At 65.4% G+C, this 18,108-nt stretch carries 18 protein-coding genes; 6 read left to right on the top strand and 12 right to left on the bottom strand.

What is annotated here, in order from left to right; all coding sequences use genetic code 11:
• The first annotated feature begins 98 nt into the window (after positions 1-98).
• Complete coding sequence (locus RM96_RS40445) at positions 99-620, top strand: transposase (protein WP_443112294.1); 522 nt, start codon at positions 99-101, stop codon at positions 618-620.
• A 56-nt stretch (positions 621-676) separates the two neighbouring features.
• Here the strand turns inward: RM96_RS40445 and RM96_RS33935 are convergent, their stop codons facing one another.
• Complete coding sequence (locus RM96_RS33935; RefSeq protein WP_039016143.1) at positions 677-1,576, bottom strand: recombination-associated protein RdgC; 900 nt, start codon at positions 1,574-1,576, stop codon at positions 677-679.
• A 92-nt stretch (positions 1,577-1,668) separates the two neighbouring features.
• Positions 1,669-2,247 (bottom strand): BPSL1445 family SYLF domain-containing lipoprotein, encoded by a 579-nt coding sequence (locus tag RM96_RS33930; protein ID WP_039016142.1) that lies wholly within the window; start codon positions 2,245-2,247, stop codon positions 1,669-1,671.
• A gap of 199 nt (positions 2,248-2,446) precedes the next feature.
• On the opposite strand from RM96_RS33930, the gene RM96_RS33925 reads away from it, so the two are divergent.
• The gene (locus tag RM96_RS33925) at positions 2,447-2,848 is read left to right on the top strand and encodes a hypothetical protein (protein ID WP_039016141.1); all 402 of its coding nucleotides are present in this window, start codon (positions 2,447-2,449) and stop codon (positions 2,846-2,848) included.
• A 9-nt stretch (positions 2,849-2,857) separates the two neighbouring features.
• On the opposite strand, the gene RM96_RS33920 is transcribed toward RM96_RS33925, so the two are convergent.
• The 3 genes from RM96_RS33920 to RM96_RS33910 form a co-directional block, all read right to left on the bottom strand.
• Positions 2,858-4,438 carry an MFS transporter gene (locus RM96_RS33920; RefSeq protein ID WP_039016140.1) on the bottom strand — a complete coding sequence of 527 codons (1,581 nt, stop codon included), beginning with the start codon at positions 4,436-4,438 and terminating at the stop codon, positions 2,858-2,860.
• A gap of 37 nt (positions 4,439-4,475) precedes the next feature.
• Positions 4,476-5,309, bottom strand: a complete 834-nt coding sequence (locus RM96_RS33915) for an aldo/keto reductase (RefSeq protein ID WP_039016139.1) — start codon at positions 5,307-5,309, stop codon at positions 4,476-4,478.
• 190 nt (positions 5,310-5,499) lie between these two features.
• Positions 5,500-5,892 (bottom strand): tautomerase family protein, encoded by a 393-nt coding sequence (locus tag RM96_RS33910; RefSeq protein WP_039016138.1) that lies wholly within the window; start codon positions 5,890-5,892, stop codon positions 5,500-5,502.
• Between the two features lie 135 nt (positions 5,893-6,027).
• On the opposite strand from RM96_RS33910, the gene RM96_RS33905 reads away from it, so the two are divergent.
• Both RM96_RS33905 and RM96_RS33900 read left to right on the top strand, forming a co-directional pair.
• Positions 6,028-6,906, top strand: a complete 879-nt coding sequence (locus RM96_RS33905) for a LysR family transcriptional regulator (RefSeq protein WP_039016137.1) — start codon at positions 6,028-6,030, stop codon at positions 6,904-6,906.
• Between the two features lie 159 nt (positions 6,907-7,065).
• The gene (locus RM96_RS33900) at positions 7,066-9,207 is read left to right on the top strand and encodes a TonB-dependent receptor (protein ID WP_039016136.1); all 2,142 of its coding nucleotides are present in this window, start codon (positions 7,066-7,068) and stop codon (positions 9,205-9,207) included.
• An 89-nt stretch (positions 9,208-9,296) separates the two neighbouring features.
• Here RM96_RS33900 and RM96_RS33895 read toward each other — a convergent pair whose 3' ends face one another.
• From RM96_RS33895 to RM96_RS33875, 5 genes are all read right to left on the bottom strand, one after another.
• Complete coding sequence (locus RM96_RS33895; RefSeq protein WP_039016135.1) at positions 9,297-9,983, bottom strand: Fe2+-dependent dioxygenase; 687 nt, start codon at positions 9,981-9,983, stop codon at positions 9,297-9,299.
• 35 nt (positions 9,984-10,018) lie between these two features.
• Positions 10,019-12,271, bottom strand: coding sequence for a TonB-dependent receptor (locus tag RM96_RS33890; RefSeq protein WP_039016134.1), 2,253 nt, complete (start codon positions 12,269-12,271; stop codon positions 10,019-10,021).
• 345 nt (positions 12,272-12,616) lie between these two features.
• On the bottom strand, positions 12,617-13,618 hold the full coding sequence (locus RM96_RS33885) for a Bug family tripartite tricarboxylate transporter substrate binding protein (RefSeq protein WP_039016133.1): 1,002 nt from the start codon (positions 13,616-13,618) through the stop codon (positions 12,617-12,619).
• Between the two features lie 147 nt (positions 13,619-13,765).
• On the bottom strand, positions 13,766-14,239 hold the full coding sequence (locus RM96_RS33880) for a DUF2147 domain-containing protein (protein ID WP_039016132.1): 474 nt from the start codon (positions 14,237-14,239) through the stop codon (positions 13,766-13,768).
• 101 nt (positions 14,240-14,340) lie between these two features.
• Entirely contained in the window at positions 14,341-14,655 is a 315-nt protein-coding gene (locus tag RM96_RS33875; protein WP_039016131.1) for a hypothetical protein, read from the bottom strand.
• Between the two features lie 68 nt (positions 14,656-14,723).
• Here RM96_RS33875 and RM96_RS39125 point away from each other — a divergent pair, with 68 nt between their 5' ends.
• Both RM96_RS39125 and RM96_RS33870 read left to right on the top strand, forming a co-directional pair.
• Positions 14,724-15,143: a hypothetical protein gene (locus RM96_RS39125; RefSeq protein WP_152624266.1), complete on the top strand. Its 420-nt coding sequence runs from the start codon at positions 14,724-14,726 to the stop codon at positions 15,141-15,143.
• A 665-nt stretch (positions 15,144-15,808) separates the two neighbouring features.
• On the top strand, positions 15,809-16,372 hold the full coding sequence (locus RM96_RS33870) for a histone H1-like DNA-binding protein (protein WP_039016130.1): 564 nt from the start codon (positions 15,809-15,811) through the stop codon (positions 16,370-16,372).
• 269 nt (positions 16,373-16,641) lie between these two features.
• On the opposite strand, the gene RM96_RS33865 is transcribed toward RM96_RS33870, so the two are convergent.
• Both RM96_RS33865 and RM96_RS33860 read right to left on the bottom strand, forming a co-directional pair.
• Positions 16,642-17,121 (bottom strand): membrane protein, encoded by a 480-nt coding sequence (locus tag RM96_RS33865; RefSeq protein ID WP_039016129.1) that lies wholly within the window; start codon positions 17,119-17,121, stop codon positions 16,642-16,644.
• Positions 17,122-17,158: 37 nt separating this feature from the next.
• Positions 17,159-18,106 (bottom strand): carbohydrate kinase family protein, encoded by a 948-nt coding sequence (locus tag RM96_RS33860; RefSeq protein ID WP_039016128.1) that lies wholly within the window; start codon positions 18,104-18,106, stop codon positions 17,159-17,161.
• Positions 18,107-18,108: the final 2 nt, after the last annotated feature.

Below are 18,108 nucleotides of genomic sequence, written 5' to 3'. Positions count from 1 at the left end.
ATCATCACGGTGTTCAGCGCTCGGCTCTACGGCAGCCGTTCGCGCAAGCATCAGAAACTGCTCGATGGCGTGCGAGCGGCCGTGGAAAGCGCCAAAGCCTGCTGATCGCTCACCGCATCGCTCTTGATCCGAACCACGCGCAGGCCACGTATCTGGCGCGTGCGGCGGGCACCGCACGATTCGCCTATAACTGGGCGCTGGCCGAGTGGAAGCGCCAGTACGAGGCGTGGAAGACGGACAATGCGATCAGTTCAGTATCGAACCGCCATCTGGCCCGCTCCATCGCTGATATGAGTTTCTTCGAACTCAGGCGGCAACTGGAGTACAAGGCGGACATGTGCGGTGGCGAGATTGTGGTGGCCGACCGCTTCTACGCCAGCAGCAAGACGTGCTCGACATGCGGACACACGCTGGGCATCTTGGCGCTCGCCGTGCGCGAATGGACGTGTCCCGCGTGCGGGACGATTCACGACCGCGACATCAACGCCGCCGTGAACCTGTGTCACATCGCCGTGAGTTCCACGGTGTCAGTCTGTGGAGAGGAAGGCGCTGGCCATCGTCGCAAGACGATGGCGAAACCGGCCTTAGTGAAGCAGAAAGTCAGCTTTGTTCCTGTTTGAGCAGGAATGAGCAAGTCTGACGGAACGGAGGCGAAAGCGTCAACCGGCAACCCGGATCAAGCCTTGCGCTCGCCCCCCAGCGCTTCGGTCAGATCACCCAGCATGCCGGCCAGCTCACCGGCCATCATGGTGAAATCGGCGTCGAAACGCTCGTCTTCATCATGTGCGGTGCCGTCGGCCTGTTCCTTGATGACATCCAGCGGCGCCACGCGCTTGACCGCCAGCGCGTCGGTCAGCACGAACGAGACGCGGTCGTTCCAGGTCATGGCCAGGCGCGTGCAGCGCTTGCCGGCGGCGATATGGCGGCGCAGGTCTTCGGCGTCGAGCGGATGGCGCACGTAGCGCACCGTGGCCTTGCTCTCGGCGCTCGACTGCAGCTCGATTTCCTGGTCGACGCTAAAGCCCGCGGGCGCGGTGTCGGTGGCCAGCCAGTCGGTCATGGCGGCAACCGGCGACTGGTTCACGTGCAGGTTCACCAGCGGCAGCGGGTCCAGCGCCTTGAACAGCATGCCACGCACTTCGTCGGCCTTGGCGGGCGCGGCGGCGTCGATGGCGAGCCAGCCGTTGTCCGGGTCGATCCACACGCGGGTGTCGCGGCGGATGCTGAAGGCGCGCGGCAGCAGCTCTTCGGTGATCTGCTCTTTCAGTTCCTTGAGTTGCTTGCGGCCGGGCTTGAAGCCTTGCTGCTCTTCGAGTTCGGCGGCGCGCGCCTTGGTGACCTGGTTGACCACGGTGGCCGGCAGGAGCTTCTTCTCGGTGCGCAGCGTCAGCAGCATCTGGCGGCCTACGCTGTGTACGAGCTGGCCGTTGTCACGCGGCGAGGCCCAGCCCTGCGTCTGCATTTCAAGGCTGGTGCCGGGAAAGAAGGCGTGCTTCGCCAGGCTGGCTTCGACCTCGTCGGCGCCAAGCGACCACGGTGCGGAAAAACGATGGAGCTGCAGGTTCTTGAACCACATGAGAATTCGGCCAAAGGGACGAATTCTATCCGGTCACGCCGCGCACGCCGGCAAATGCCGTCGGTGCGCGGCGTTCCGATGGCGGCGAACCGCTACAGATCAAGCTTGGTGATCTTGCTGCCTTCGAAGCTGAGCCCGGCCATCAGGCCGGCATTAGTCATGACGAAGCCAACGATGGGCTGCTGCGCCGTATTGGTGTCGAGCACGCCATTGGCGCCCACTGTCGCCAGCGCGACCGTGGCGTCGACGCCGGCGGTCCAGCCGTTGCTGCGCACGAACTTGTCGTAGGCATCCTGCGTCAGGAACATCAGGATCACCGACTTGGACTGCGCGCCGATCTGCCAGCCGACCGAGCCGGCGACCAGGCGATAGTAGCCCCGCGTGGCGCCGCCGGAGCGCAGGGCACCGTCGCCATATTCGCCGCCAACGATAAAGCCCGCTGTCAGCGTCTTCGGGAACACCAGGATGCCGCGCGCCCGGTTGCCCAGTTCGCGCGAGCCGTTGACGGTGCTGTAGAGCTTGCTCAGCGTGCCATCGACGCCCGAATCCAGCTCGTGCCGGCGGGCGGTCTTGTCGCTTGGCGCGCCAGGGCCAGTGGTGGTGCAGGCACCCAGGGCAAGGCTGCCCAGCGCAATGCCGGCGCCTGCCGAAAGAAAGGTTCGACGTTTCATTTGCTCTCCTGTTCGTTGTTATGGTCTTTGAAGCATAGGCGCCGGCAGCACATGGGCAAATGTTGGTGTCGTATCTTTGTGTGACCTATGTGACGTTCATGCGACGTGCTGCATCAAGGTGACGAGTGCGTGGCTTCGGTAAAACCTGCTCACAATTCCGGCAGGGACCGGGCGCCGCTGGGCATGTACCATCGGGGGCATGAAAAAGACGATCCTCGCCCTCCCCCTGGCCTTGCTGGCCGCTTGTGCCTCGCAGCAGCCCGCTATTACCGGAACCGTGGCCAACGCCGACAACAGCAGCGGCTGGCAGTCACTGCGCGCCAAGTATATGGACTGCGTACAGCGTGAAGCCGACAAGAACCTGTCCGGCAAGGCCCAATCGAAGGACGTGGCGGCTGCGGCGCTTGCCGCCTGCCAGGCCGACCTGACTGCCATGCACGATTCATTCCGCACCTACCTGGACGCCGAGATGTCGTCGGCGCACGGCAAGGCGAGCGCGCGCCAGGCCGCCGACCGCGTGACCAACGATACGCGCGAGAAAGCCCGCAACTATCTCGTGCGCTACGTCGAGCGCGAGCGCTACGTGGCCAAAGCCCAGTAATCCACCCGCTCAGCGCTGCGCCTGCCGCGGACGCAGGAACCACCACGCGCTGGTGGCGCTGCCGGCAGCAAGCAGCGCGCAGAGCAGCATCACCCAGCGGAACCCGGCCACGAAGGCCTGCTGCACGGCATGACGCACCACCTGCTGCGTGTCGGCGTCGGCCTGCGCCGGGATGTCGATGGCGGCCAGCCTGTGGCGCTGCGCGAGCACGGCCTGCGCCACGTCGGCCGGCGCCTGCGCGAGCGCGTGGGCCAGGACCCGGTCGAACACCAGCGCCAGTACGATGCCCAGCAGCGCGATGGCCAGCAACGTTGCCACGCGCGCGGCGGCATTGTTGATGCCGGATGCCGTGCCGGTGGAAGCAAGCGGCACGGCGTTCATCACGGTCGTGGTCAGCGGCGCCACGCTCACCGACATGCCCAGCCCCAGCACTATCACGGCGGGAAACCACGTCAGCCAGTAGTTGCCGCCGACCGACGGCAGCGCAAACATGGCAAATCCCACTGCCGCGATCAGTGGTCCGACAATCAGCGGCTTGCGCGCACCATGCCGGTCGACCAGCCCGCCCGCCCAGCCCGACAGCACGAACATCAGCAGGATGAACGGCAGCAGCGCCGAGCCTGCCGCGGTGGCGGAGTAGCCCTGCACCTGGATCAGGTTGAGCGGAAGGAAGAACAGCCCGCCGCCCAGCGCGGCGTAGAGCAGCAGGGTCAGCAGGTTGGCGCCGACGAAGCTGGGCGAGCCGAACAGCGCCAGCGGCATGATCGGGTTGGGCTGGCGCTTCTCCACCTGCGCGAAGGCCAGCAAGGCGAGCACGCCGCCAATGACGGGCAGGAACACCGCCGGGTGCTGCCAGCCCCGGGTCGGGAACTCGATCAGGCCGTAGACCAGCGCGCCCAGTCCCAGCGTGGCCAGCACGCTGCCGGCCCAGTCGACGCTGCCCGGCGCCTGTCCGGCGTGGCTTTCGGGCACGCGCCACAGGGCGATTGCCACCACCGCGGCGGCAATCGGCACATTGATCAGGAAGGCGGCGCGCCATGACAGATGCTCGATCAGCCAGCCGCCCAGCACGGGGCCGAGGGCGGCGGTGATCGCCGTGGCGCCGGACCACGTGCCGATGGCCTTGCCGCGGCTCGCCTGGTCGAACGAGGCGGACAGCAGCGCCAGGCTGCCTGGCACCAGCAGGGCGGCGCCGATGCCCTGTACCGCGCGTGCCGCGATCAGCTGGCCGATGCTGCCGGCCAGTCCGCAGCATACCGAAGCCAGCGCGAAGATCGCCACGCCTGCCACGAACACGCGGCGGCGGCCGAAGCGGTCGCCAGCCGCGCCGCCCGCGAGCAGCAGCGCGGCGAGGAAGAGCGCGTAGGATTCCACCGCCCATTGCACGCCGGCCAGGTCGGCGCCCAGTTCCTTCTGCAGGGCGGGAAGCGCCACGTTGACCACGGTGCCGTCGATGAACGCCATGCTCGACGCCAGGATGGTTGCGGCCAGCACCCATCTCGCCGCCGGTTGCCGGCAGGGCGCCACGCACGGCGCGGCACGGATGGCCGCGTCGTCGCAGGGGCCCTGGGCCAGCGGCGTGGTCGGCATGAGGTAGCTCAGGCCGCCGGCCGCAGCGCGGGCGCGCTCACAGCATCTCCAGCGGAGTTGCCCGCGTGGGTGGCGGGAAAATCCGGTCGAGTTCCGCCAGTTGTTCCGGCGCGAGCGGATGCGCCAGCGCGCCGAGGTTCTCGCGCAGCCGTTCGCGGTGGCTGGTCTTGGGAATGGCGATGATGCCGTCGCGCGCGAGCAGCCACGCCAGCGCGGCCTGCGCCGGTGTCATGCCGAGCGCTTGCGCAAAGCTCGCGAGCTTCGGATGCCTGACCAGCCGTGCCTGCTCGATGGGCGAGTAGGCCATCACCGGCACGCGGCGCTCGTGCAGCCACGGCAGCAGCTCCCATTCGATGCCGCGCCGGCCGAGGTTGTACAGCAGCTGGTTGACTGCCACCTGGTCGCCGCCGGGCACATCCCACAGCTCTTCCATATCGGCGAGATCGAGATTGCTGACACCCCAGTGGCGGATCTTGCCGTCGCGCTGCAGCGCCTGCAGGCCCGCCACGGTGTCTTCGAGCGGAACGCCGCCGCGCCAATGCAGCAGGTAGAGGTCGATGCGGTCGGTGCCGAGGCGGCGCAGGCTGCGCTCGCACGCGGCCGCCGTGCCACGCTTGCTGGCGTTATGGGGATAGACCTTGCTGACGAGAAACACCTCGTCGCGCCGCCCGGCGATGGCTTCGCCGATCATTTCTTCGGACTGGCCTTCGCCGTACATTTCGGCGGTATCGATCAGGCGGATGCCGAGATCGAGTCCGAGGCGAAGCGTGGCGATTTCCTCGGCGCGCGCGGCCGGGTTCTCGCCCATATTCCACGTTCCCATGCCGAGCGCCGGAATGCGCTCGCCGTCGGGCAGGGTGACATGCTTCATGCGATGGTTCCTGGATTGCCGGATTGGGCGCCCGGCGGGCACCCGATCCAAATCACACTAGTTAACAACCCGGGAATGTACAAGCCGCCGGGGCGGCCATTGCTTCTGATCAGTCCGGTCAGAAAATACACGGTGATCACAAAGAACACCGCGCCCCTGGTGCCTTCAATGTCACGACCGGTTGCTGTACTCAGCCGTGCTGGTGCCGGTATTCCTGCGTCAGCCCGCCATAGCCATACGCGGCCGCGCGCGCGTCGATCACGTAGATGTAGGAAACCGGATGCACGTTGCCGATCACCCCGGACAGGGTCTCGAACACCTCCTTGAGAAACTGCGCTTTCTCCGCCTTGGTGTTGGTCTCGTCGGTCACGCTGATGTCCAGGTGGAAGGCATTGCGGCCCTGCTCGGACAGCGGCACGCCGCCGATGATCCAGGATTCGTGCGGCTGGTACTGGACAGAAACGACAATGACTTCAGGCTTCTTGCCCAGCACGCGCTGCGTGATTTCGGCGACGGCGGCGCTGCTGCGGCGGGTGAGTTCGGCATTGGGCTGGCCGGAGATCTGCAGGTTGATGTGGGGCATGACAGGCTCCTGTTCGGTGATTGGGTGATGTCATGGTAGGCATTGGCGTAATATCGGAAAAGCAGGAATATCCGATGCGAAGCATCGGGTTTGCCGAATCGAGATCGATCGAAATTTCGTCTTCCGGGAGTCGTCATGCGTGGATTCGAAACCGACCAGTTGCGCACCTTCGTGATGGTGGCGGACAGCGGCAGCCTGTCGGCCGCGGCGCCCAAGCTGTTCCTGTCGCAGTCGTCGGTCAGCGAGCAGTTGCGCAAGCTGGAAGAGCGCGCCGGCGTGCCGTTGCTCACGCGCGGAAAGAAGGGCGCCGCGCCGACGCCGGCCGGCGTCCGTCTGCTGGAGCATGCGCGGCGCATCCTGGCGCTCAACGAACTGGCGCTGCAGGAGCTGCGCGGCCACACCCTCGAAGGCGAGTTGCGCCTGGCGGTGACCGACTACTTCCGCCCCGGCGAGATCGCGGGCATGCTGCGGCGTCTGCGCGAGCGCTATCCCTACCTGCGCCTGCATGTGACCGTGATGAAGAGCGCCGCGATCGATGCCGCGGCCGGGATGGACGCCTTCGATATCGGCCTGAGCATGCGGCTGGTGGGCATGCGCGGGCAGGCCGGCGGTGGCCGCGGCGTCTTGCTGCGGCGAGAGTCGCTGGCCTGGGTGGCGGCGCAAGGGGAGGCCGAAGGCCTGCCGGAAACACTTCCGCTGGTGCTGCTGCCCGATACCTGCTCGCTGCATCAGTTCGTGACCCAGTTGCTGGTGCGCAAGCGCCTGCCGTTCGAGATTGCGCATTCCGCGTCGGGCGTGGCGGGATTGCACCTCGCGCTGGCGGCGGGGCTGGGCATGTCGTGCCTGAATGCGTCAGCGATCGGGCCCGGCGTGGCGCAGCTCGACGCTGCCACCACCGGCCGCCTGCGCCTGCCGGCCTTGCCGGAAGCGGAGTTCTTCCTGTTGCCCGGCAAGCGCGGCGAGTCCGCATTCATCGCCGAGGCCCGCCACGCGCTGGCTGAGCAGCTGATGTGAAATGTATTTAGTGGATCACTTTGCTTTAGGGCTCCACATGTAACCCTGCCGGAGCCAGCGTGCTTCAAGTGGATTTTTCGCTGCACCATTGACCAGATTCCCCCTGTAAATGATAATGCGTCGCATTTTCTAAAAATTATTACGGTTCATTACAGGGATATGAGATCAAAACTGCACCCGATGCACGCCGCGGTGATCGGGGTGTTTGCCTGCCAGCCGATACTCTCTGGCATCGCCTTCGCACAGAGCCAGACCCAGGACCCGAACCCGCAACAGGCCCAGGCCAGCACGGCTGGCCAGCTGCCGCAGGTCACCGTCAAGGCCGACGCCAGCCGCGAGCTGGGCGTCGGCTACAACCCGCCCAACGCCGTCAGCGCGACCAAGACCGAGGCGCCGCTGCGCGATATTCCGCAAACGGTGAACGTGGTGACCGCCGAGGTCATGCAGGACCAGCGCGCCAACTCGATGCAGGACGTGCTGAAGAACGTGCCGGGGGTGTCGTTCTCCACGGGCGACGGGCAGCGCGACCAGGTGTCGATCCGCGGCTTCTCGGCGATTGCCGACCAGTTTGTCGATGGCATCCGCGATGACGCGCTGTACTTCCGCGACCTGTCCAACGTGGACCGCGTGGAGGTCATCAAGGGCCCGGCCGCGGTGCTTTACGGCCGCGGCTCGTCGGGCGGCCTGATCAACCGCGTGACCAAAAAGCCGGGCATCGACGTGACCGACTTCGCGCTCAGCTACGGCATGTGGGCCGATCGCCGGGCCGAGGCCGACGTGGGCCGCGTGTTCGCTGACGGTGCCGCCGCATTTCGCGTGACGGGCGCCGCGGAGAAGGCCAACAGCTACCGCTCGCAGCAGTTCCTGGATCGCTCGGCCGTTGCGCCGTCGCTGGAACTGCGACTGGCGCCGGAGACCACCGTCCTGCTGCAGGCCGACTACCTGGAAGACCGCCGCGTGACCGACTTCGGCATCCCTGCATACAAGGGCCGCCCGGTTGATGTACCTGCGTCCCGTTACTACGGTGCAGCCAATGCGCGCGATGCCGACTATTCTCAGTCGCGCGTGTACTCGGGCACGGCGACGATCAACCATCGCTTCAACGACAGCTGGTCGATCCGCAATGCCACGCGGTACTACCACTATTCGCTGGACCGCAACAATACGCTCACCCAGTCGGTCGACGAAGTGGCGAAGACGCTCAGGCTGTCGCACTCCAATGTCTATCGCGAGGAGCACGGCTGGTTCAACCAGACCGACCTGACGCAGAAAGCGACGATCCTGGGTACGAGGCATGAGTTGCTGTACGGCATGGAAATCGGGCAGCAGAACAAGGACCTGGTGAATTTCTCCCGCGCCGTGCCGGGGACCTTCGACCTGTTCAACCCGGTCCTGCCGACGCTGCCGCGCCTGGTCGGCGGCACGCCCGCCACCAGCAACCTGGGCACCGCCAAGACGCTGGCGTTCTACACGCAGGACATGATCAGCTTTACCGAGCAGTGGAAGGCGCTGCTGGGCGTGCGGTACGACAACTTCCAGCAGGACACGGTCCAGCGCCTGGCTGGGCAGAGCAACCTGTCGCGCACCGACAATGCCTGGAGCCCGCGCGCCGGCCTGGTGTGGCAGCCGTCGAAAGTGCAGTCGTACTACGTGTCGTGGAGCCGCTCATTCCAGCCGTCGGGCGAAACATTTGCGCTGGCGACCAACAACGCCGACCTGGCGCCGGAGACGACCAACAATACGGAAGTGGGTGCCAAGTACGACTGGCTCGATGGCAAGGCCACCACGACGATCTCGGTGTTCCGGCTCGAGCGGAGCAACGTCAAGGTTGCCAGCGCCAACAACACGCTGATCCCCATCGGCGAGCAGCGCACCGACGGCGTGGAAATCTCCGGCGCTGCCGAGCTCGGCAGCGGCTGGCGCGTGCTGGCCGGCTACGCCTATCTGGACGCGGAGGTCACGAAGTCGACACCGGCGCTGCAGGGCAAGCGCGCCACGCTGACGCCGCGCCACTCCGGCAACCTGTGGCTGACCAAGACGCTGGGCAATGGCTTCGGTGTTGGCGGTGGCCTGAACCTGGTCGGTGCGCGCATGGCCGACCCGGCCAACACGGTCACGCTGCCGGGCTACGTCACGGCGGACATGATGGCCTGGTACCGCCACGGGCCGTTCGAGGCCCAGCTGAACCTGTACAACGTGTTCAACACCAGCTACATCGTGTCGGGACACGGCTCGAATGCGAACCTGAATATGCCGGGGGCGCCGCGGAGTGTGATGGCGACGGTGCGGTACCGGATGTAAACAGAAGGCTCATCAATGTAAAAAGGGCCGAACTGCTGAGGCGGTCCGGCCCTTTTTACATGCGCATGATTTGCGTGGCGCTCCGGCAGTCAGGTCTCGCTCCACTGACGCAGCAGGTTGTGATAGCAGCCCACCAGCGTGCGCCGCGCACCTTCGTCGGCTCCCGTCTGGTTGAGCGTCTGGATCGCATTGTCCATATCAAACAGCAGCGCCCGCTGGCCATCATCCCGGACCAGGCTCTGGATCCAGAAGAAGCTGGCCAGCCGCACGCCGCGCGTGATCGGCGTGACCTGATGCAGGCTGGTGGCGGGGTAGACCACCATGTCGCCGGCGTCGAGCTTGACCGAATGGGTGCCGTAGGTGTCGTGCACCTGCAGTTCGCCGCCGTCATAGCTCTCGCGCTCCGACAGGAACAGCGTGGCCGAGATGTCGGTGCGCAGCTTGCGGCCGTCGTGCGGATGCAGACGTACGCTGCCGTCCACATGCGCGCCGAAGGTCATGCCCTCGCTGTAGCGGTTGAACATCGGCGGGTAGACGATGTTGGGCAGGGCCGCGCTGATAAAGCGCGGGTTGCGCTCGAGCATGCCGAGGACCAGCCGCTGGCACTCCAGTGCCACTTCCGAGTGCTCGTCAATCTGCTGGTTGAACTTGACCGGTGCGCCGGAATAGCCGGCCGTGACGCGGCCGTCCACCCAGGCGTCGCCGGCCTGTTCGAGCCGCTGGCGCAGGGCGCCGACCTGTTCGGCGTTGAGGACTTGGGGGATGACAACTAGCATGAGGCTCCTGGCGGCAGGCCGCCGCCTGCCCGCAATTACATGCGATAGGTGAAGGACAGCATCGCGGTCCGGCCAGTGCCCGGCACCGAACGTCCGCCGTCCGACTGGATCAGCGCATCGTAATACTTCTTGTCGAAGATGTTGAAGAGATTCAGGCGCACGTCGTACTTCGGCTGGTGGTAGGCCAGCATGCCGTCCCAGCGCACGAAGCTGCCCACCTGGACCGTGTTGGTGTTGTTGGCAAAGCGCTCCGACATATAGAAGGCGCCGCCGCCGATTTCCCAGTTAGGCAGGAAGGCGTAACTGGTCCACGCCGTGGCGGTGTGCTTCGGTGTGTTGGTCGGCACCTTGCCGGTGGTGCCGGCGCCAATGCCGTTGACGATCTCGCCGTCCAGATAGGTATAGCCAGCAAACACCTGCCACTTGCTGGTGATCCGGCCTGTCGCCCCGGCGCGGAAGCCCCTGACGCGGATCTTGCCGCTCAGCGCGTAGGTGGTGGCGTCGATCTGGCTGCGGGCATTGTCCTTGGTGATCTGGAACAGGGCCGAGCTCAGCGACAGGTCGCCGCCCATCAGGTCCCACTTGCCGCCCACTTCATATGACTTGTTCTTTTCCGGGTCCAGGCTCTGCTGGCCGACCGTGCCGGTGAGCTGCTCGAGCGACGGGTTGAACGAGGTGCCATACGACACGTAGTAGGACTGGGCCTCGGTCGGCTGCCAGATGCCACCGAGGCGCACGCTGGTGAAGTTGACGGTCTGGTCGGCATTGGCCAGCGCGGTGCTGAAGTAGGGCGCCCCGGCGCTGTTGGTCGAGTTGATCGAGTTGCTGATGCTGGCGATATAGCGGTCGTAGCGCACGCCGGCCACGGCCTTCCATTGCTTGCTGAACTCGATAGAGTCGTTCATGTAGGCGGCGATGGTGTTGGCCGAGCCGCCTTGCAGGTTGCCGGTGCTGGTCGGTACGCTGGCCGGCGATGCGGTGTAGGCCGGGTTGACCAGCGGCTCGCACGCCACGTAGCCCACGGTTGCAGAGGTGGTGCCGGTGACCAGCGGCTGGCCATTGCAGGTGCCGTTGCGGAAGTAGTTCTGGTTGTTGTAGCCATCATGGCCCACTTCCGCCCCCACCAGCAGCGTGTGCTTGACCGAACCCGTGTCGAAGTTGGCGGTCAGCTCGGTCTGGTTGAAGATCGAGTAGTCGCGGATCTTGCGGTCGTGGCTTTGCAGGCGCACGAAGAGTTGGTCCAGCGGCAGCGTGCTGGTGGTGAGCGGGGTGAAGCCCCGCGCGCCGACCGTACCGACCGAGTTCGGCGCGGTCTCGCGCGCATCGGTCTCGACATAGTTGAACTGCGTCTGGTTGCGCAGCCTCAGATTGGGCGAGAACTTGTGCGTGATGCCGGCGTTCAGCGCCGCGATGTCCTGGTTGGTGCGGTCGTCGGTGAAACCGTAGAAGGTATTGCGGTTGACGTTGGTCGGATGGCCGTTCAGGTTCGAGAAGCCATAGTCCGGCATGTCGTGGTTGTGCTGCAGCAGCGCCGACAGCGTGATCTCGGTCGAGGTGCCGATGCCGGTGCGCCACGACGGCGCGATGCCGAAATCCTGCACCGTCATCTCATCGCGCGTGCTCGGCCTGCCATCCTGCGCCATGGCCGAGATGCGGAAGGCCGAGGTATCGCCCGTCGGCGTGTTGTAGTCGGCGGTGGCGCGCACCAGGCCGTTGGTGGTGACCGAGCCGGTCACTTCGGTAGCGGCCTTCAGCGACGGCTTCTTGCTGACCTGGTTGATCACGCCGCCGGTGGAGCCGCGGCCGAACAGCATCGACGACGGCCCCATCAGCACTTCGACCTGCTCGAGCGCGAAAGTGTCGCGGTAGTACTGGCCGCGGTCGCGGAAGCCATCCAGGTAGATGTCGGTCCGCGCCGAGAAGCCGTTCAGGTTGATGTTGTTGCCGATCTGGCCGCCTTCGGCTCCGCCGATGGTGATCCCCGGCACGTTGCGCAGCGCATCCGCCAGCGAGCTCACGCCTTGCGACTCCATCAGCGCCTTGTTCACCACCGTGACCGACTGCGGCACATCGTGCAGGTCTTCGCCCAACTTGCCGAGCGAGCTCTTGCCGGCGTTGAAATCATCGCGCGAGGCGAAGCCATTGACGACAACTTCCTGCAGCGTGGTGGCCGCCGGCGTTGCCTGCGCGGTGGTTACGGCAGGTGCGGGAGCTTGTTGGGCGAGGGTAGCGGCGGGCGCGGCGAACAGCGCGAGCAGCGCGGTCGCAATGGGGGTGCGGCGGTTCATGGCAATTGTCTCGATCCACCCCCGACGGTCCGGGCTGAGTCCGCTTCGCCGCCCTGCGCGAAGGCGCGCGGACCGGCTTGACGGAAGTGGGTGTTTATCTGGGCGTGCCGAATATAAATGCGAATGATTTGCGTTGCAATTCGCGTTGTAGTGCCGACACAGACAATTTATATGCGTGCTTAATGCACTTAATCAGAGACATTGTGGTGGCAGTAGTGAATTAATCGCCATTTATGAAAACGGAAAAGTGGAAAAATTGCGACCCGGAACGAAAACGACCCTCGATGAGAGGGTCGCTCGTACATACATTTGCCGGCCGGGCTGGCAACACTGGCTGAAAAAAACTCAGTCGGCGCTCATGTTCGCGTTCCTGGCGATGCGGCCAAGGCGTTCACGTTCGGACTTGATGAAGGCCACGAAGCTCTCCTGCGAACCGCCGGCCGGCTCGATCCCGTTCGGCAGCAGGCGATCGCGGGTCTCCTTCGTTTGCATGGCCGCGGTCATTTCGGCATTGAGCTTCTTCAGGATCGCCGGATCGGTGCCCTTGGGCGCGAAGATGCCGGCCCAGTGGCCGATGCGGACTTCAGGCATGCCCTGCTCGGCGGTGGTGGGGATGTTGGGCGCGGCGCTCATGCGCTTGTCCCAGGTCGCGCCGAGTGCCTTGAGCTTGCCTGCCTTGATGTGCGGCAGCACGACCACGCTCGCCTCGGAGGTCGCAGCCACCTGTCCGCCCATCACCGCGGTGATGCTCTCCGAACCGCTCTTGTACGGCACCGGCGTGAGCGCCGCGCCTTTCTCCTTCAGCATCTCTTCAACGAAGTGCGGCGTGCTGCCGCTGCCTGCGGTTGCAAAGTTGACACCATCCGCGCCTTGCTTCTTCGAGTAGGCGATCAGCTCCTTCAGGTTGTTCGCCGGAAACGATGGCGCTGCGACGATCACCGAAGGACTCACCGCGATTAGCGACACCGGCACCAGGTCGTCCGGCGCGTACGGCATCCTGGTGCGGATCAGGCTGTTGGTGACGGTGCCGACCGCGCCGACGAGGAAGGTATAGCCATCGGGTTTGCTCTTGGCCACATAGTCGGCACCCACTACGCCACCCGCACCGGGCCGGTTCTCGATCACGACTGTCTGGCCCAGCCGCTTGCCGACCGCATCGGCGGCAGCACGCGCAACCAGGTCGTTGGCGCCGCCGGCGGTGAAGGGGACCACGAACTTGATCAGATGGTTCGGCCATGCGTCGGCAGCACGCGCTGAGGAAGGGACGGTGGCGAATGCCGCGCAGGCGGCTGCGGCGAGAGTGGGAAGTGCGAAAGCCAGCGCGCGGCTGGTGGCGTGAATGCGCATGTCTGTCTCCAATGACGCTTCTGAGGTTGCCCGCGCCGCCGCGTCGGGCGGCGGCACGGGAGTCGTCAGATATTAACCACTGGAGCTGTCATTCTGCTTTAGAACCCATCGGGAGATGAGCTGCCGCGCAGGCGCCTGGCCGGCACTTCAGTGATCGCGTTCCCAGGTCTGGGTGCGGCCGATCAGGCTGATGCCGATGAAGCCGCGCACGTTCAGCTTGCTGCCGTCTTCCGCCAGCGACATCTTGCTCTTGTAGACCTTGCCGTTCTCGGGGTCGAGGATCTCGCCGCCGCTCCACTCGTTGTCGCCGGTCTTGCGCAGGCCGGTCAGGATCGTCATGCCGAGGATGGGCTGGTCCTTGCGCGCATCGGTGCATTTGTCGCACACCTTCGGCTTGCCGTCGCTCTCGACGAAGGTCTTCACCAGCCGGCCGCTGTAGACGCCGTTCTTCTCGCTGATCTCGACCAGGCCGCGCGGCTTGCCGGTGCTGTCGTCGATCGTCTTCCACATGCCGCTGGGCGTTGCCTGGGCAAGCGCGGCGGTGCTGCCGATCAACGTGGCGGCGAGCAGTGCCGCGCGCAGGATCTGGCGGGTCATCGGACGGGTAGGGATAGTACGCATGAGGTCTCCTCTCGGGTTTGTAACGGCCGGCACGCGAGCCGGTGCGACGCATCGCGCGGCGTGTCCGGATATCCGGCTTCGCTGCTGTCGCGCACGCCAATCTACTGGGGCCGGCACGCCGCCGCAATCGGCGCCGCGGCTTCAAGCGCGCGTTGGGTGCGCGCGCGCGTTTGCCGGAAACCCGCATGCGCAAGCCGTTTCGCGGGTTTTGTGTATCGCAGCAAAGGTGGCGGAAGGCAGCGCTGAAGCATTCCTCTAAGCGGCGTCGGCGTGTCGTGCGAGCGCTCGGCGCCGACACTGCGCGCCACCCATTGCGTCGTCGCACCGATGGCTTCGACGCAGGCGGATGTCGGCGCCTCGTCGAACAACGACGACTGCGCGCGCATGTCATCGGCGAACGCGCGCGATGGTTGCATCGACGCATCGCACGCGTCGTCGCTTTGCTCGATCGCAACGCTTTCGACGCGACGGAGATGTTGCGTCGATGCAAACCGTTGCGTTGGCGCATCACTTTGGCAAGCACGCGATGAAGCGTGAGCGGCGCAGTGAGCGCGATGGTGTCGACAGCGTACTCGCCGTCGTCGCTTCGATGCGTGGTGCGGAGCGTCGCGCGCGCCGGGCGATGCCTGTGCGCATCGCCGCTGCGGCGATTGCGGTGCATCCGCGCCGTGCTTGCCGCGTGCCTGCGCGGCAATCATTCGTCACCCGGAAAGCCTTTGATCATGCGGGTTTCGGGGAGACGATGCGATGTTTGCGAAGGTGGTCGACGCAGCCGAAACGCGTGCCGCGCATCGCGGGGAAGTTGTTGCGCGATGGTGTTCGTTCGATGCCGGGCGAGTGTGCGCGCGAGGGGATCGCGACGAGCACGCGAAGCACGAATCGATGCGTGCTTTCACTGTCGTGAGTGAAGTTGCGCGATGACGTTGGCGAGGTCATCGCAGCGAAGCGCGCGAGATCTAGTTCGATGCGTGTTCGCGTGCAAGTTTTTTTGCACTTTTTTCTTAACATCATCGAACAAACGAATTATGATTCGCCTTGACAAGAGTCTCACTTCATTGCAGCGAGGCACGAAGCAAGATTGAACGACGAGCGCGAAGCGCGCTTCGATGCAGTGATGCAGGTAGCAAAGGAGCACCAGAACTTTGACGCAGACCAGGCCGGACAGCCTTACTAAAACGCGTGCAGTCTCCTTTGGCCCAGTGACGGGATGGGCAAGCTACCCGAAAGCGAATGCCGTCTGCAGTGCGCGAGGCCAAGCCCGCACCGCAGACCTGCCGTCCGATATCTCCTCATTTCTGGCCGCGCGCCGACTCAACGGGCGGCGCGGGCTGATCGAATATTCCAGGGCGTGGCATGTGCCCGGAGCCTGCTCGCAGGCTCGCACCTGCCGCCATGGCGCCGCATCCGGCGGCGCGCCTGCAACCGAATTCATTAGCGTGCGGCCGACGTTGTGCCGTGCGCCGATGAATCGCTCGCTCGACTGGGGTCGCATGGCTGTATCGCACCTCGGGTCGGTCGGGTCGCCAACTTAGGTCATTCGATATTCACTCTCTAGTGAAGGAGTTATCCATGGCAACTGCTGCAAAGAAAAAGCCGGCGGCTAAGAAAGCCGCCAAGCCGGCCGCGAAGAAGGCCGCTCCGGCCAAGAAGGCCGCTGTGAAGAAGGTCGCCGCCAAGAAGGCACCGGCCGCCAAGAAGGCTGCTGTGAAGAAGGTTGCAGCCAAGAAGGCACCGGCCAAGAAGGCCGCCGTGAAGAAGGTCGCCGCCAAGAAGGCTGCACCGGCCAAGAAGGCTGCTGTGAAGAAGGTTGCAGCCAAGAAGGCAGCACCGGCCAAGAAGGTCGCCGCCAAGAAGGCACCGGCCGCCAAGAAGGCCGCAGTGAAGAAGGTTGCAGCCAAGAAGGCACCGGCCAAGAAGGCCGCCGCCAAGAAGGCAGCACCGGCCAAGAAGGCTGCAGCCAAGAAGGTCGCCGCCAAGAAGCCGGCTGCCAAGAAGGCCGCTGCCAAGAAGCCTGCTGCGAAGAAGGCCGCTGCCAAGCCTGCCGCTGCCCCTGCCGTTGCTCCCGCAGCTGCTGCGAAGACCGCGCTGAACCCGGCCGCTGCATGGCCGTTCCCGACGGGCAACCGTCCGTAAGCTGCTCCGTTCCGGAGTGGGCGCTACGATTTCCTCAGGGAATCGCCAGGGCACGCAGCGCGTGCCACAGTGACCGGATACCTCGTATCCGGTCTGCAAGACGGCAGTCTTGCCAACCCGCCGATGGCATCCGCCCGGCGGGTTTTTTCATGCCCGCGAGGCGCGCTGGAAGGGGCGCTGGCAGCAAAAGAAAAGCGCCGCGACCCTCCCGGGTGCGGCGCTCGCTGGCGCGCTTGCTGGCCGCGTTGAGCGGCCAGCGCAGCTGGTCGTCAGTGTGTGACGCGGGTCACGCCGCCGGAAGACAGCAGCCGCACGCGCTGGCCGGGCTGGAAGATTTCGTCGGCTTCCTGGGTGATGGCGCGCATCTCGCCATTGTCCAGGCGCACCGTGATCTCCAGGCCGCGGCGCTGGTTGATCTTGTTCTCGGCCGCGCTGCCGGCAATGCCGCCCAGCACCGCGCCAAGAATACCGGCCGCCACGGCGCCGTTGCCGCCGCCGATGGTGCTGCCGGCCGCGACGCCGCCGATGGCGCCACCGGCCAGCGTGCCGGCGCCGGTCTGGCTGCCCTGGATCATCACGTCGCGCACGCCTTCCACCACGCCGAATCGCACGATCTGCTCGCGCTGGGCCTGGCCGGTGGAGTAGACGCTGTTGGAATTGGATTGCGTGGCACAGCCGGCCACAAGGGTGGCAGCGGCGAGAAAGGCAAGAGTGGTGGCAAGGCCGCCGCGGAGCATGTTGTTATTCATGTCAGATCCCGAAAAAGTGCCACGCACCGTTCGCAGGTCAGGCGTAGCGGTACCCGAAAGCAGACTGGAAGCGGTTGCCAATTTCGTCGCGCGACAGCCAGTGGTTCTGCGGACCCTGCTGCGCGATCTTGATCGACCCCATCAGCGAAGCCAGGCGGCCAGTGGTTTCCCAGTCTAAACCGTTCTCAATGCCGTACAGCAGCCCGCCGCGGAAGGCGTCGCCGCAACCGGTCGGGTCCACGATGCGCTCGGCCGGTACGGCCGGAATCGCGTACTGCTGACCATCGGCAAAGATGCTGGCGCCGCGCTCGCCGTGCGTGACGATGAAGGCACGAACCTTGGCGGCAACCTCGGCGCTGGTCCAGGCCGTGCGGGACAGCAGGACCTGCGCTTCGTAGTCATTGACTGTCACGTAGCTGGCGAGTTCAACGAACTCCCGCAGGTCCTCGCCGTTGAACAGGGGCATGGCCTGGCCGAGGTCAAAGATGAACGGAACGCCGGCCTCGGCGAACTGGTGCGCGTGGTGCAGCATGCCCTCGCGGCTGTCCGGCGCGACGATGCCCAGCGCCGGCGACTGCGGGCCGCCCAGTGCGTCCTTCACGTTGGACAGCTGCGACTGGCTCATGGCGCCGGGGTGGAAGGCGGTGATCTGGTTGTTGTCCAGGTCCGTCGTGATCATCGCCTGCGCGGTGAAGGTGTCGGGCAGGGTGCGGATGTGCGTGGTGTTGATGTCGAGCCCGCGCAGGTATTCCAGGTAGGGTTCGGCATCGACGCCGACAGTCGCCATCACCACCGGCTCGCCGCCGAGCATCTTCAGCGTGTAGGCGATGTTTCCGGCGCAGCCGCCGTACTCGCGGCGCATGCCGGGCACCAGGAACGAGACGTTCAGCATGTGGATCTGGTCCGGCAGGATGTGTTCGCGGAAGCGCCCGTCGAACGTCATGATGGTGTCGTAGGCGACGGAGCCGCAGATCAGGCTGGCCATTC

It is taken from the genome of Cupriavidus sp. IDO (assembly GCF_000812465.1).
Taxonomy (GTDB): Bacteria; Pseudomonadota; Gammaproteobacteria; order Burkholderiales; family Burkholderiaceae; genus Cupriavidus.
Note: the sequence above shows the minus strand (reverse complement) of the source record. Positions and strands in the feature narration are given on the sequence as shown.